This is a genomic window from Acinetobacter sp. FL (genome assembly GCF_040744925.1).
Taxonomy (GTDB): domain Bacteria; phylum Pseudomonadota; class Gammaproteobacteria; order Pseudomonadales; family Moraxellaceae; genus Acinetobacter; species Acinetobacter radioresistens.
This window is the reverse complement of record NZ_CP160437.1, coordinates 852,709-867,811: the sequence shown is the minus strand read 5'-3', so window position 1 is coordinate 867,811 and position 15,103 is coordinate 852,709. Positions and strand designations below refer to the sequence as shown.

At 40.9% G+C, this 15,103-nt stretch carries 10 protein-coding genes, 1 tRNA gene, 1 pseudogene and 1 riboswitch; of the genes and pseudogenes, 5 read left to right on the top strand and 7 right to left on the bottom strand.

What is annotated here, in order from left to right; genetic code table 11:
- Nucleotides 1-44 precede the first annotated feature (44 nt).
- From uca to ABZP31_RS03930, 3 genes are read right to left on the bottom strand one after another with little or no spacing between them, the layout of a single operon-like run.
- The gene (gene uca / locus ABZP31_RS03940; protein WP_367156913.1) at nt 45-3,650 is read right to left on the bottom strand and encodes an urea carboxylase; all 3,606 of its coding nucleotides are present in this window, start codon (nt 3,648-3,650) and stop codon (nt 45-47) included.
- A gap of 3 nt (nt 3,651-3,653) precedes the next feature.
- On the bottom strand, nt 3,654-4,304 hold the full coding sequence (locus ABZP31_RS03935) for an urea amidolyase associated protein UAAP2 (RefSeq protein ID WP_248135100.1): 651 nt from the start codon (nt 4,302-4,304) through the stop codon (nt 3,654-3,656).
- Nucleotides 4,305-4,319: 15 nt separating this feature from the next.
- A complete protein-coding gene (locus ABZP31_RS03930; RefSeq protein ID WP_248135099.1) occupies nt 4,320-5,057 on the bottom strand; it encodes an urea amidolyase associated protein UAAP1 in 738 nt (245 codons plus the stop codon).
- A gap of 30 nt (nt 5,058-5,087) precedes the next feature.
- Nucleotides 5,088-5,204, bottom strand: a riboswitch (guanidine-I (ykkC/yxkD leader).
- Nucleotides 5,205-6,233: 1,029 nt separating this feature from the next.
- On the opposite strand from ABZP31_RS03930, the gene ABZP31_RS03925 reads away from it, so the two are divergent.
- The 5 genes from ABZP31_RS03925 to ABZP31_RS03905 are packed head-to-tail and all read left to right on the top strand — an operon-like array spanning nt 6,234 to nt 11,830.
- Entirely contained in the window at nt 6,234-6,992 is a 759-nt protein-coding gene (locus ABZP31_RS03925) for a hypothetical protein (protein ID WP_075040222.1), read from the top strand.
- On the top strand, nt 6,989-7,885 hold the full coding sequence (locus ABZP31_RS03920; RefSeq protein WP_248135097.1) for a hypothetical protein: 897 nt from the start codon (nt 6,989-6,991) through the stop codon (nt 7,883-7,885). Before ABZP31_RS03925 ends, ABZP31_RS03920 begins: the two co-directional genes overlap by 4 nt.
- The gene (locus ABZP31_RS03915) at nt 7,882-9,135 is read left to right on the top strand and encodes a glycosyltransferase (RefSeq protein ID WP_248135095.1); all 1,254 of its coding nucleotides are present in this window, start codon (nt 7,882-7,884) and stop codon (nt 9,133-9,135) included. The genes ABZP31_RS03920 and ABZP31_RS03915 overlap by 4 nt, the downstream gene beginning before the upstream one ends.
- Nucleotides 9,132-10,958 carry a hypothetical protein gene (locus ABZP31_RS03910; RefSeq protein ID WP_248135093.1) on the top strand — a complete coding sequence of 609 codons (1,827 nt, stop codon included), beginning with the start codon at nt 9,132-9,134 and terminating at the stop codon, nt 10,956-10,958. Before ABZP31_RS03915 ends, ABZP31_RS03910 begins: the two co-directional genes overlap by 4 nt.
- A complete protein-coding gene (locus ABZP31_RS03905; RefSeq protein WP_248135090.1) occupies nt 10,955-11,830 on the top strand; it encodes a hypothetical protein in 876 nt (291 codons plus the stop codon). Before ABZP31_RS03910 ends, ABZP31_RS03905 begins: the two co-directional genes overlap by 4 nt.
- On the opposite strand, the gene wecB is transcribed toward ABZP31_RS03905, so the two are convergent.
- From wecB to ABZP31_RS03885, 4 genes and pseudogenes are all read right to left on the bottom strand, one after another.
- On the bottom strand, nt 11,827-12,975 hold the full coding sequence (gene wecB, locus ABZP31_RS03900) for a non-hydrolyzing UDP-N-acetylglucosamine 2-epimerase (protein ID WP_248135087.1): 1,149 nt from the start codon (nt 12,973-12,975) through the stop codon (nt 11,827-11,829). The two genes, ABZP31_RS03905 and wecB, sit on opposite strands and share 4 nt — an antisense overlap.
- Before the next feature lie 2 nt (nt 12,976-12,977).
- Nucleotides 12,978-14,156 carry a M48 family metallopeptidase gene (locus ABZP31_RS03895; RefSeq protein WP_262475485.1) on the bottom strand — a complete coding sequence of 393 codons (1,179 nt, stop codon included), beginning with the start codon at nt 14,154-14,156 and terminating at the stop codon, nt 12,978-12,980.
- Nucleotides 14,157-14,478: 322 nt separating this feature from the next.
- Nucleotides 14,479-14,568: transfer RNA gene (locus tag ABZP31_RS03890), tRNA-Ser, on the bottom strand.
- 96 nt (nt 14,569-14,664) lie between these two features.
- A pseudogene (locus ABZP31_RS03885) lies at nt 14,665-15,003 on the bottom strand (GreA/GreB family elongation factor); the annotation flags it as partial.
- Nucleotides 15,004-15,103: the final 100 nt, after the last annotated feature.

The window sequence follows — 15,103 nt, the reverse complement described above, 5'->3', positions numbered from 1 at the left end:
TAAAAAAACCGCCCTTACGGACGGTCTTTTTTATTCCTATCTCATCAAGCCACTGGTGCCAATGTAAACAACACCTGCCCCGTTTTCACCGTTTGCCCTTTTTCAATGGTAACCGCATCGACACGCATACGCTCAGGCGCAATAATTGGAATCTCGATCTTCATCGCTTCAATCACCGCAAGCGTCGCACCTTCTTCCACAATATCACCCGACTGACATTCAATTTTCCAGATTGAACCGGGCATATGCGATTCCACCGCACAACCACCTTCAGGCACTTCAACACCTTCACCATCATCCACAGCATCTAGGCTTTCAGAGACATATTCCGCCAGTCCTGCTTCATGCCAGCGACGGCGCTCTGCATCAAAATTAGCTTGTTGCACCGCTTTAAATGCTGAAATAGATTCTTGGTTTTCAGTTAAGAATTCGTTGTATTCTTTAAGGTTGAGTACGCCTTCTTCAATGCGCAGTTTTAAACGCCCTGCTTTAAAGTCCTCACGCATGTGCATCAACTCGGACTCAGACACTTCATAAAACTTAATTTGGTCAAAGAAGCGCAATAACCACGGCATATCTTGTTCAAAATCAGGGTTTTTACGGTAGCGTGACCACATTTGCGAAGTACGACCCACAAACTGATAGCCACCCGGACCTTCCATGCCGTAAACACACATATACGCACCACCAATACCGACGGCATTTTCAGGTGTCCAAGTCCGTGCAGGGTTATATTTGGTGGTGACTAAACGCTGACGTGGATCAAGCGGTGTTGCCACAGGCGCACCCAAATACACATCACCCAAGCCCATAACCAAATAACTCGCGTTATACACCACATCTTTCACGGCTTGTTTGTCTTTTAAACCATTAATACGGCGGATAAATTCGATATTGTCCGGACACCACGGTGCATCTGGACGTACGGTTTGCATATAACGCTCAGTTGCAAGCTGTGTTTGTGAATCTTCCCAAGCCAGTGGTAAATACACAGTACGTGATGGCACTTGCATTTCCGTCACATCAGGCAATTGTTCTTCTGCGACTTGAAGCATATGCAATAAATCAATTTGATCGAGCTTGGTCGAATCAAAATGGATTTGCAGTGAACGAATACCCGGTGTCAGGTCAATAATGCCTTGGATATTTTGCTCTTTGACCCATTGCATCAGCGCATGAATACGGAAACGCAGGTTTAAATCTAAAACCAGATCGCCATATTCCACCAGCATATAGTTGTTGCTCGCAGGACGATACACCACATCAGGCGTACCATTTTGACCTTTCAAAGTGTCTAAAATGGCGGTTTTCAGCGTACTGATTTCAGGATAGAACGATTCATTAAAAGTGACTATTTGCGTATCTGTTGATACCAATTGTGCATGATATTTTTCATTGAGTACTTTGGCTTGGGTATAGCTCACAGGCACAAATTTCACTTTATCGCCTGCTTTGAGCTGACCCAATTTCCACAGTTCAGAATTGATCACCACCGCAGGACACACGAAGCCACCAAGGCTTGGACCATCTGGACCCAAGATAATCGGCATATCACCAGTGAAATCAATCGCACCAATGGCATAGGCATTATCATGAATATTGGATGGATGCAGACCTGCTTCACCACCGTCCTGACGAGCCCATTCAGGTTTTGGTCCAATCAAACGGATACCGGTACGGCTTGAGTTAAAGTGAATTTCAAATTCATTGGCAAAGAAGGTATCAATGTCATTTTTGGTAAAGAAATCAGGCGCGCCATGCGGACCATACATCACCGCAATTTCCCAAGAGTTGGAGAATGTCGGGATTTGATCTTGGCTTAATGATTTGCCATCACTTGATGTAAATGCCGTGATGGGTAGCATATCGCCAATCAATAAGTTACGCCCTGCATGACCACCAAACTGACCTAAAGTAAAGGTTGCTTGTGAGCCTAAATATTCAGGGACATTCACACCACCTTTAATACCAATGTAGGTACGGCAACCTGTGACGATCTTGCCACATTTCAGCACCTGACCTTTACGCACATTCACGGTTTGCCACATTGGCACAGACACACCATCCAAAGTCGATGGCATATCGCCACCTGCAAGCACGATTTGACTGTCACAATGGAATTTTAAGCTTGGGCCTTGAAGGGTACATTCTAGACCTGCGGTATTTGGTGCATTACCCAAAAGTTGGTTGGCGACATTTAAAGACAGCGGATCGATTGCACCCGATGGTGGCACACCGACATTCCAATAGCCCAAACGCCCTGTGACATCCTGCACGGCGGTTTGAATGTCGGCTTGGAGCACTTCAATCTTTTGGGTTTTCCACTCAAAGGTATTTAAAAAGCGTGTGGTTTGCGTACCTGCTTTAAAGACATCGCAGTCGATGATGTTTTGTAGATATTCAAGGTTAGTTTCAATCCCAGCGACTTGGGTTTTTGCCAAGGTGTCGGTCATGGCTTGAATCGCAGACTCACGATCATCCGCAGTCACAATGATTTTGGCAATCATCGGGTCATAAAAAGATGAGACGTTTGAACCTGTCTCTACCCAAGTTTCATTACGCGCATTGTCATCAAATTCTACGTGAGTTAATAACCCTGCACTTGGTTGGAAGTTTTTGATTGGGTCTTCGGCATAGAGACGCACTTGAATCGAATGACCTTTGGATTCAAGTTTTGAGGTTGGTGCTTTCCAATCACCACTCCCTAAAGTCACCATCCATTCAACTAGATCGACACTAAAGACTTGCTCTGTTACACCATGTTCCACTTGTAGACGGGTATTCACTTCCAAGAAGTAAAACTCTTGCGTGTCAGTGTCCATGACGAATTCAACCGTACCTGCCGAGCGGTAGTTTACCGATTGCATGAGTTGAATCGCGACATTTTGAATATAGGCACGTTGCGTATCATTCAGATGTGGCGCAGGTGTTTCTTCAATCACTTTTTGGTTACGACGTTGCACCGAACAATCACGTTCGCCGAGTGCTAGTACTAAACCATTGCCATCACCAAAGATTTGCACTTCGATATGTCGGGCATTTTGTACGAATTTCTCCAGGTACAAGCCTGCATCTTTAAAGTTGGCTTGGGCTAAATAGGACACGGTTGCGTAGGCATCTTTCAGCTCTTCTGCATTCCAGACCAAGCGCATACCGATCCCGCCACCACCCGCGGTACTTTTCAGCATCACAGGATAGCCAATACGTTCAGCCTCAAGCAGTGCTTCCTCTTCATCAGCCAACAATTGACTACCCGGAAGTAATGGTACATTGGCTTGAATCGCAAGTTCACGTGCAGTGTGCTTTAAACCAAAGGCTTTCATCTGTTCAGCATTTGGCCCTAAGAACACAATGCCTTGTGCTTCACACAGATTACAGAATTCGGCATTTTCAGATAGGAAGCCATAACCCGGATGAATCGCTTGTGCGCCCGTTTGCTTGGCAACTTCTAAGATTTTATCGACATTTAAATAGCTTTGGTTGGCAGGTGCTTCACCGATATACACCGCTTCATCCGCTAAAGTGACATGCAGTGAATCACGATCTGCTTCTGAATACACTGCAACCGATTGAATACCGAGTTTTTTTAAGGTACGAATCACACGGCAGGCAATAGCACCACGGTTGGCGATGAGAACTTTATTAAACATGGCTTATTCCTCACCTTCGCGGACAATCAGTTGAATTTTGGTTGGGTTATAGGCATTACATGGGTTATTCAGTTGTGGGCAGTTTGAAATGAGGACAATCAAATCCATCTCGGCTTTGATTTCGACATATTTACCGGGTGCAGAAATACCATCATCAAATTTCAGGTGACCATCAGATGTCACCGGCACATTCATAAAGAAGTTAATGTTTGGACCGATATGACGCACGTTTAAGCCATGCTTTTTCGCAATCGGATGTTGTGACAATGCGGTCATGAAATTGTTACGGCAACTGTGCATTGGATATGTATCATGTGCATAACGCACCGTATTACTTTCACATGAACATGCGCCACCTAAGGTGTCGTGGCGACCACAGTTGTCATCATGGATGGTGGCGATTTTATTGCCAAAATTGGTATATAAAGTTGTACCTTTTTCTAGATAAATTTGACGGTTCATCGCCAAAGTATCGGTTGCGCTATAGCGCTCTTCAGGGTTATGTGCGGAAATAAATAAGGTATCCACCGCTTGATTGCCTTCGAGATCAACAATACGGAAATACTGGCCTTTTTTAACTTCGCACATCCACGCTTCACCAGCAGGACATACTTCACTTAACACAGATTTTTCTAAATGGACTAAAGCTGTCATGTTGTATTCCCCCAATTAAGCGCTTAAAGCGTAGTAGCGGTTGTTGTTTTGGAACGCACGCTGATTTTGCGGGCATGAATCACGGCAGACATCGGTCTCACCTAAAGGCAGTGCCTTAAACAAAGAAAGTTGAATATCAGCAGGTGCATATTCCATGCTGTTATCTAAACCGTGTGGAGCAGCTGATAAGAACACCAAGCAGCCCATTTCAAAACGTAGTTCAATCACCTGATCAGTATTGTCTGATGCCACATAAGACAAGTTACCGTTGTCATCGGGTTGAACTTTTGAGAATAGGTTTAAGCTATTACTTAGGTCTGTTGCCGATAAACCAAATTTGGTCATCTCTAAAAGTAGGCTGTCTTTGCCATTACGGTACATATCGTTACGGGCATCTTGAAAAGTTTGAGTCCCAAATTGTTGTTCAATTTGCTGGGCGCTACTGGGCGCACAAAAGACATCATTCCAGCCGTGATCATCCTTGACAATTGAAACCATCGCACGTCCAAGATCAGACGCCAAAATGTGACCTTTACTTAGAAATGCGCTGTGTTGACCCTTTAAGCTGTCTGGCATGTTATAGGCTTCAAGCTTATCTTCTGCATTGACACAGAACAGCGAAACATTGGCATTTACGCCTAATGATTTGAGTTGTAAAACAGCGCCACGTTGAATGCGCCCAGACCAGTGATGGCCACCCGGTAAAAGTTCAGTCCACAGTGCGGAATTTTCGTGATAAGTAGTTGTGCTCATAACAGCCTCTGCATCTAACTTGTACGGTTTACCTCCCGGGCTTTTATCCCTCCGTGTAGCTTTGGTTTTAACAAACCTAGCCGTGAACTCTCGGTCTCAGACACAGCCCTTTAGAAAATAACTGTCGGAACCCTAGATCACTTTATGCTGTAGAGGTAAATGCAAAGGGTATGCCAACTTAATCATACGGATTTGGTATTTCGTAATACTTTTCTATAACACTTGTAGTGCGTTTCGATAATGATGCACTGTTACTGAGCACTATATACAAACAACTCTTGAGTTGATGCTTGATAAAGGCTGTAATGTTGATAAGTGTATGTGCACTTTTTCAGAAATTTTAATAGGGTCAATTCTTAGACTCGTATTTAAAACTCAGAGTCATCAACTGGATTAATTTAAAGCAGCCCTGAATTAGAAATACTCAACGATAAAATGGGTTTAATTACTAAAGCCTGTAGAGATAGAGAAAAAAATTTTATTTATAAATTGGTAAAATATATCTTGAATAAAAATAGAGATCTTTACGGGGCATTCTGAAGATGATGTAGAAATGCTTTATTTGCTTGACAGGGTTTAGTGAAATTTTTATTAAATACACATTTTCCGCTAAGTTCTCACGATAAATATATGAAAGATAGCCTACTTTAAACTATATTTTTAGTGAGTTCTGGATAGCTTTCTGGACTCTGATTCTTGCGCTTCTTTATGACTTGATCAAAATTTAAATTTAAACCTGTTTAATATAGAAACCTTTCTCTCTCAACTTTGTCCTATAGGTCAGGCTCTAGAATTCTCAAATTAAGAATCAAGCCTGTTACCAGGCAGATAGAACAGACTCATGATCAGAAATTACAGGCTTAATCACTTCTCTTTAAAAAACCTGATAAAACATAATTTTTGAAATAAATTAATTTATATCCAATATTTTAAATAATAAAATTAGCTTTTTGAGAAGTTTAATGACTGTTTTTATATATAACTCATAGCAATTATTATTTTTTATCATTATGGCTTAATAAAAAGAAATAATTAGGATCTTTATATTCTTTAAGACCAATTGATTACATAAATAGTGACTAATTACATCTAAATTATCTTATCAAAAGTTAAAATTTCACTCCTATTTATTTATACTTCTGTGTATGAATACATATTTAGAAAAATGAATACTATATGGCGAAGAACTGGCTTATAAGAACAAATCAGTCTATTACCTTTTTACCTATGATCATTGTTATATTTATAGGTTTAATTGGCTATGAATGGTTGCGTGCCGAGTTAGTAGGTAGCTGGGCGCTTTTTATTGCCTTGTTATTATTAGGACGTTTTCTTAATCTGGTTCAAGCTGTTATTCTTAGTGTACTGATATTTCTACTGTTCTTTATTTATCTTTTATTCGATATTCAAGATACCAACTTTGATACCAGTACTAAAATTCTACAACTTTTTATTTTACCTATCGCCCCGTTATTTCTAAGTATCTATTATGAAATTATGTCGACTAATCAGGAGACAGATAATTTACTGGATGCTTATAGAAAAAATTTGACCTATAGCATTTTACCAATTGGTAGCTACCAATATAACCATCTACAATTTCAGCGTATGCTTTCACTTAACATGATTCAAAATTATGCTGAAATTAGGGTGGATATTACCAATCACGAATTATTGCGTGACATGCTGCAAGTTGACGAGTTTAAAGCAGTACAGCAAAAGATTTTTGATGTACTGGAAACCCAGCGTACTTTACCTCACTTTTATTTCACAGATACCCGACTTTCCATTATTCGGATTATTATTATTACAGATGGAGATTTTAGCAAGGTTAAAGAACTGGCTGAACAGCTCAGAGTACTTGACCTGCTTAAGATGCAAATCACAATAAACACGCATACGGTAGAAGAATCCTCCTCGGAGGTTCTCCAATGAGCACATTAATCTATGTTTGCGGCCTATTGCTTTCGGTCAGTACCTTACCGGATCCTACTCTCTCATCTTACTATCAGACCTATTATGATTGTCCGTTGCGGCCTGCGAATACTTTAGAATCCAAAAATGTTTCCAGTATTTATCAGATACCAGAACACTTTCCTACTGAAAGAAAATTATGGCCTGTATTTACTGTTGATCAGGTGCATTCAAAAAACTTTAAACAGATCATGGATCAGGGCATTAAACCGGGGTTATTGATTCCAGAAAATTTTATGAATCCTCTCATTTATTTCCAGTTAAAAAGACAGATAAATAGAGGTGCCATACCTTTACTCGACTTTAGTAGCGTGGAACCATCACGTTTTAACAGCCTGGCTACTCTAGCGACCAGTGCCGGCCTGCGGCCTATGGGTGCTTATGTTCATGATGGCTGGAATCCTTTATTAAAAACTCTTCCAAAAGGGTTATATATTATTCAGGCCAACGAAGGCCAGATTCCCCTACCTGCTTTACCAATTCAGAGCGGACAGCATTTATTTTATACCGCTTATCCCAATTCATATGGTTTTAATGGGACGGGGATTTTATTAAATCCGGAAGGCAATCTTTCAAATGAAGATATTAATTATCCGGTGTTAGGAATTGGTTGGAAATTCCTGAATGTCTCCTTTTACAGTCAGCCCGACCGGATCCATACCAGTATTGCTGGGCATATACTGCTAGCTGCTGGTCTAATGATTCTACCGCTCCATCTGATCTTGTCTCTTCATTATCCTGAATTACTGGGTTTCTGGGGGACCTACACCTCCTGGATGTCTGTTTTCATGATTATGGTGTTGATGATCATCCTTGCAAGCGCCATGTTATGGAGGATATTCAAAAGATCATGAATACAATTGATATCTGTTTTATTGTTGGCTTTATTGGTATCTGGATTCCCCAAGCTTTTTGGGCTTGGCTGAGTTTTTCGGCTTGGCGTTATTCGATTCGGGCCAATCAGGAACTTTCGAATTTACCTGTACCCGAACGTTGGCCAATGCTGAGTGTACTGATACCGGCTTACAATGAAGAAGTAGTTATTGAAGATACATTGCGGGCTTTAGCAGCACAGGACTATCCGCCAGAAAGCTATGAAGTACTGCTGATTAATGACGCTTCCAAAGACAGGACACAGGAAATTGCTGACCGGATGGCAGCCGAGTACCCGGTAATTCGTGTCATCAATGTTCCTAAAGGCCAAGGTGGTAAAGGTAAGTCCCGCACTCTGAATAATGGCCTAAAACATGCCCATGGTGAGCTGATTGCAGTTTATGATGCAGACAGTACCCCTGAACCAGATTGTGTAAGACTTATTGCTCAGACCCTTCTGGCTGACTCAAATCTGGTTGCGGTTAATGGTAAAGTTCGGACCCGCAACTGGAAAGACAGCCCGCTAAGTACATTTATTGCCATAGAATTTATTTATTTCCAGTGGATTTTTCAAGGTGGTCGCTGGTTACGCTTCCGTCTTTCTACCCTCATGGGAACCAATTATGTAATCTGGCGTGATGCGCTGGATATTCTAGGGGGATTTGATGAAAAATCCCTGGTTGATGATACCGAAATGAGTTATCGCATTTTTCTGGGCCATAAACGCATTAAATGGGTACCTTATGCAATTGGATGGCAGCAAGACCCGGGTGATCTAAATATTTTTATTAAACAACGCTCCCGCTGGACACAAGGAAATTTTTATGTCACACGCAAGTATCTAAGTACGGCAATACGTCATCCTTTCCCGATTGGCATGGAAATTGGCAACAATATCATGTGTTATATCATGTTTGTGCCCGCTTTATTTTTAAGCCATATGACACTGGTCGTAGGACTGCTCGGTATTGATGGCACAACTATACCTGGGCCTTTTACTTTACTCTTTATTCTTGCATTCATTCTTTACCTTACACAAATCTGGTTTACTCTAAGTCTGGAAAAAGAAGTTCCAAAACGTTTTTATTTTTACGCGTTCATCGCTTACTTTACTTACTCACAGGTGTTTCTTTTAATCGTGTTTAAAGCTGCCTGGGACATGCTTAAAAATAAGATCAAAGGTGAAGGTATAACCTGGTACAAAACAGAACGAAAAAAGGAAAAAAAATGATCAGTCACTTTAAAAAATCCCGTTTTACGGTGTTATCTTCTGCCCTTCTTTCCTTATATGGCTCTCAGGTCTATGCTGATACCTGGCAGCTAGATGACCTGATATCACGTACTGCCCAGTACCAGTCTCCTTATTTCTTTTATGTGGGCAAGGGTGAAACCTGGCAAAACATACAGTTCAATAGCCAGTTTGACAGTCAGGGCGAAAGCACGCTGGTAGTCCGTTATGATAATCAGATGATTCATAGACAGGATTTAAATGGTAAAGGTGAGTTGAGCTTTACCTTACCTGCAAGTATTGCCGGTTTTCATCGCCTCGATGTCATGCTTTTACAAAAGCCGTCAGTTAACGGGCCCATCAGCAATAATTACTGTGTAGAGTCCACTAACCTTTATACAGCCCTGACCAAACTGACATTAAACTATCAGGCTCAGCATGGCATATTACAGCTCAATCAACTGCCCGATGCCCTGTTTAATACACAGCTGCGCCGTATAGCACCAATTAAGGCTTTACTACAATTTAATAGCCAGAACCGTTTAGAAGCATCCATGATTGCCCGCCTGGCTACAGCATGGAAGTTTAATACCCCAGTTCAGTGGCAAGTTGCTGAGTCTACCCAGCAAGAAGCTCCTGATTTTGTAATTAGCATACAACAGGTAGAACAGCCTCTAGCAGGTGCAAGAATCAGTTTAAGCCGGAATAATGAGATTCCCCGGCTAAATATTGAATACTCATCAGAATCCCAGCTGCTTATGGCAGTTAATGCTTTAATAAACCAGAATTATCTGCAGCAGCTTAATACAGCTACTGCTACATTAAGCGAACCGGTTGCCGAGCCAGCATGGGCAGTAATACGCAAATTCGAGACGCTGGCTGACTTGGGTATTTCTGATTTTGCTCTCGACAGTTCATCTAAAAATATTTCTCTAATTTTCCCGCCTGTATGGGAAGCAACAGACGTATTAAAGGGAAAATTAGCCTTTCGGGCACAAAGTGGCTTATTACAAGGCTCAACTTTACAGGTCTGGTTAAACGAATATTTAGCGGGCAGCTTAAGTCTGGCTAAACTGGATTCAAATCCGGTTGAGCGTCGTTTTGATTTTGTTGGTGCGGATTATCCTTATGTCAACAATTACAATATGACTTTAATAAACTCTCAATTAAACAATGAAGCATGTTTGCCAAATGCGGGCACTGCACTATGGATTGATGCAAATAAATCACTTGTTAACCTCCCCCATCAGATGAAACAGGGCGTAATCAATCTCTCTACCCTTTTCGCCAGTACTCCAGAGATCGCCATCAACAATCCGGCTGCCACCAGTATGGCCATTACTGTAGCAAATGTTGCGAAAACAATGCTGTTAAGCGACCAGCCTGTACCTGTAAACATTACTGAGCTGAATGCTAATAGGCCTAAAAAAATCAATATATTAGTTAATACAGCCCGTTTTAATGATGAATTACAGCGATACAGCCAGCTACTTTACTTACCCGCTACGGCAGGCGGATTTATTGTTTCTGTGAAAGATGGCAGATTCTGGATTAATACGGACAGTGCAGCCGGAGCACAGACTTTTACCCGTTTTTGGCCCGTAATCCAGCAAAGCATTCCCAACAATACAGCAGTACTATTTGTTTCAGCACAAGGCCAGATTACGGTTTTGAGTAAAAATTCGGTGAATAAAGCTAAGGCGCCCGTTGTCGAGCAAGTCTCTACCCGTACTCTTGTTATTGTTCTCACCATAATTACACTGATTATTATCGCTTTAATTCTATGGCGCAGAAGCCGTCGTAAAGTCAAAGGAACAGGTGAATGAGTATAAGGCAGTATGCATTTGTAGGTTTACTGATATTTATATGTTTTCCTGTGGCCATGTTTATAGTTTCTGCTTTATTAATGGAGCAGGCAGATGCCAATACAGCAGCACCTAAAATTGAGGGTATTTTTTGGCAAGTCGACCAGATGAGTCAGCCTTCTGGTAACTGGCAGCTTTTGGGTGTAGATACGCTGGTTAACCAGTGGAGTATTGTAGACGGACGGTCTTTTTTTAATGAAATTCCGGTGCAGCCATGGGATGTGCAACCCGATTGGCAACATATTGGCAAACAGCCTTGGGCAAAACATGTAATTTTAGGGCTGGCCGGCAGATTTCAGGAATCTGTAGCGCGTGAAAATATTGATCAGCTTTATCAGCAGTCTAGGCAGATTATTCAAGCCAAATTACCTGTACCAGTCACAAGCTACTATTTTCCTGTAGAAGCTGACCCTACATGGAATGGTGTCCATACTCTAGGACAATATATTGCTCAGTTTAAATTACCTGTCTGGGTAAGTATTTATAGTGCAGAACCTGAAGCCCCATTTCTAGAATATTGGTTAGAAAGCTGGCTGCCCCCCAATGCAAAAGTTTTTTTCCAGGATGGCGTCGGTGTAGGAACGCGCAGTCCTGAAGAAGCTGCACAAATTTATGGAACTTTAAAAGAGCAATTTGGTGAAGACCGGGTGGTAATTATTTTAGAGGCATTTCGACTAAAAAAAGATGGAACATTCAGAGCTGCCTATCCTTGGGAAATCAGTAAACAGCTTAAAGCCTATTCCGGACAGCGAATTTTCATTTTTGATGGTCCCCACTATTTAAATAGAGCCAGTGTTTTATGGCTCTATATATGGATGAAAATCAATTTTTAAGAGGAAATAGAGTTTAAATCTTTGATAATCTGCTCAAGAATGCGACCCGATGCCCGGCCATCACCAAATGGGTTTTCAACTTCAGCATGCTGAAGGTAATATGAATGATCATCCATCAGTCGTAAAAATTCCTGAACGATTTTAGTCACATCTGTGCCAACCAGAACACCACAACCAGCCTCCACTACTTCTGGACGTTCAGTGACATCCCGTAAAATAAGAACTGGTTTTTGATAGGTTGGACTTTCCTCCTGAATCCCTCCAGAATCTGTCATAATCAGATATGAGGCCTGCAAAATAGCAAGCAGGTCAGGATAATCTAATGGACTAAGTAAATGTACCTGCGGATGTTGAGCGAACTCCTGATGAGCAACTGTATGCACATGCGGATTAAGATGAACTGGCCAGGCAAAATGCAACTCTGGATAACGTTGACATAGCTCATGTATGGCCTGACATATATTCTGTATACCCTGCCCAAAATTTTCACGTCGATGGGCAGTAATTAGAACCAGTCTATTTTTTTCCTGCAGATTTAAGCCAAGTCTTTTTAAACGCTGTTGAGATTGCTGTGAAGAAGCCTGCATAATCTCACGCGCACTGTATATGGCATCTACTACCGTATTACCTGTGACAAAAATATGTTCTTCAGGCACATTTTCCTGTAACAAGTTACTGGCCGAAAGTGCAGTCGGGGCAAAATGCCAGCGTGCCAGACGAGATACTAACTGACGATTTCCTTCTTCTGGAAAAGGATGCAGCAAATCGAAAGAGCGCAAACCAGCTTCTACATGAGCCAGTCCAATATTTAAATTAAATGCGACTAAAGCACCAGCCAGTACTGTTGTTGTGTCGCCCTGCACCACAATAGCATCACATTTTGACATTTGGGTATAGACGCGGTCCAGTTCGGTTAGAGCCGTGCTCAATAAAATATTCAAGCTTTTGCCCGGCTGCATGACCTGTAGATGATGGTCAATTTCAATCTGGAAAAAATCTATAGCATCACGTACCAATTCTAGATGCTGCCCGGTAAATACTACACTTACTTCGAAACGGAAATCTTGTCGTGCTTGTAAAATTACTGGAGCCAGCTTAATCAGTTCAGGGCGAGTCCCGAAAATAAAAGAAATATGTATTGGCATTATTAGAAACTCCGGTAAAACGTTAATTCAACACGGGTATTATCAAAGCTACTATCTACAGATGCCGGGGTTCCATTAACATATTTCCCGTACATTTGTTCAATACGTAGTTTTAACGGCAGCCCTACGGGTTGCCATGCGATGCCGGGCCCTATTTCTGCTATGTTATTATAATATTCCTGTTCACTATCATTAATGGTATGCAGTTTCACATAAGCCTGTATATTACCCCAATCATTATAGTTAAAATTCCAGCCTGTCCGTAATCGCAAATCACCGATCAGATTATAATCCTCACGTGAATAAGCAGCGGCATTACCATAAAGTTCAGCAAAATACTGATTGCTTTGCTGAGCTGGCATATGGCTGGTCTGATCCATCCCCCAGTACCACTCCTGATAGCCTGTTAAACCACCATTAATGCTTTCCCTAAATTTTTTCCGGTTCAGATCAATCAGATCATAGCTACCACCTGCTTCCAGATATAGGTAAACAGGCCATTTCCACGGACGGTAATTTACCCCCAAACCTACTATGGCGGCATTCTGGTCAATAATTTCTGGACGGGCGCCGCCGGTGGAACGGGTATCACGATTGACACTGGCAAATCCATAGATCTGGCCTTGATTGTTTTCATCGAAATAACGGCCATAACGAATCTTTAACGGTAAAATTGTAGTGTCATAACGTCCTTCATAAGAAGGTGAGAAATAAACATCAGCAAAGGTTTTCTTGGCTGGCGTATTACCTGTTCCTGACAAGTTCTGTACTGCCTGTTTAGACTGGGATGCAATTTCCGGATTGGAAGAGCTTTGTAATTGCTTGAATATAACGAGTGCTTCATCATTTCTATTTGCCACATTTAACAAATAAGCTTTTTGCATGAGAAGCTGATCATCAGATGAGTCTAAGGCAAGCGAACGATTAATATATTCTAAGGCTTTATTATTATCATTTTGACGCAAGGCCAAGTATGCCCAAGTTTTCCAGACTTTAGGATCATTTGGTGTCTTTAGGGCAATCTGGTTAAGTAAATTGTCTGCTTTATTAGTATCCTGACTTTCAACTTGGTAATACTGCTCCCACAATGGATAAACGTCAGTGGTATCCATTGGGTTATTTTGAGCCTGTACCCCTAAACTTATCACAAACCCAAAAATCGTTAAGTAGATTTTTTTCATTGTTTTATAAATACTATAAAGTCACCGAGATAATGATTATCTTATATTCTCTAAAATAAAAATACAGATAAAACCGATAGTACTGTGAGAAAATTATTTATTGATTACATATTAATTTTATTTAAAACAGGGAATTAAATAATAAGAAGACTAATCTTTTTAACAAATTCTAACATTCAATAATAAGGATTAAATAGAAATTATTTTGCTACATTAATTTTTATATTTTTCATTGTCTACACTAATCTTATTAATAAATGGCTATTATTAAAGAGATAATGATAAAAAATAAGCCGCTATATAAGCGGCTTATTTAGAATTCTGGCGGAAGCGGTGAGATTCGAACTCACGGAGGGCGTGAACCCTCGTCGGTTTTCAAGACCGGTGCATTAAACCACTCTGCCACGCTTCCAACGAGCGCTATCATATAAACTATTAGTAAAATTGGCAAATCATTTTGTAGATTTAATTGGACAAGTGTTCAAAATAGAACCAGATATTATGAATTTCATGGTTTTTCATAACGAATTGCATTGATATACCACTGCTTCTTCCCTGAAGGGGTCATCACTTCAATCTCATCATTTACCTGTTTTGAAAGTAATGCCCTAGCCATAGGTGAGTTAATTGAAATATGTTGAGGATGATGATCATAAATCTCATCTACCCCGACAATTCGTAAAGTTTTCTGTTCACCATATTCATTTTCAATATCTACCCAGGCACCAAAGTAAACGCGTCCGTCCTGTTCAGGTGAATGGTCAACAATTCTCAGCTCTTCCAGCCGTTTTCCTAAATATCTTACCCGACGATCAATCTTGCGTAAGAGCTGTTTATTATATTGATATTATAACCCCACTATTAAACATACTATTACTCAATAAAAGAGTTTGACAATTGATCAAATATTGATAGTGTGTTTGTTAAACAACTCATACTTCATAATA

Bases quoted from the DNA above. Each gene is read 5' to 3' on its own strand.
- ABZP31_RS03910 (WP_248135093.1), top strand. From the start codon at position 9,132: ATGATCAGTCACTTTAAAAAATCCCGTTTTACGGTGTTATCTTCTGCC.
- ABZP31_RS03935 (WP_248135100.1), bottom strand. From the start codon at position 4,304: ATGACAGCTTTAGTCCATTTAGAAAAATCTGTGTTAAGTGAAGTATGT.
- uca (WP_367156913.1), bottom strand. From the start codon at position 3,650: ATGTTTAATAAAGTTCTCATCGCCAACCGTGGTGCTATTGCCTGCCGT.
- wecB (WP_248135087.1), bottom strand. From the start codon at position 12,975: ATGCCAATACATATTTCTTTTATTTTCGGGACTCGCCCTGAACTGATT.
- ABZP31_RS03895 (WP_262475485.1), bottom strand. From the start codon at position 14,156: ATGAAAAAAATCTACTTAACGATTTTTGGGTTTGTGATAAGTTTAGGG.
- ABZP31_RS03920 (WP_248135097.1), top strand. From the start codon at position 6,989: ATGAGCACATTAATCTATGTTTGCGGCCTATTGCTTTCGGTCAGTACC.
- ABZP31_RS03905 (WP_248135090.1), top strand. From the start codon at position 10,955: ATGAGTATAAGGCAGTATGCATTTGTAGGTTTACTGATATTTATATGT.
- ABZP31_RS03915 (WP_248135095.1), top strand. From the start codon at position 7,882: ATGAATACAATTGATATCTGTTTTATTGTTGGCTTTATTGGTATCTGG.
- ABZP31_RS03925 (WP_075040222.1), top strand. From the start codon at position 6,234: ATGGCGAAGAACTGGCTTATAAGAACAAATCAGTCTATTACCTTTTTA.
- ABZP31_RS03930 (WP_248135099.1), bottom strand. From the start codon at position 5,057: ATGAGCACAACTACTTATCACGAAAATTCCGCACTGTGGACTGAACTT.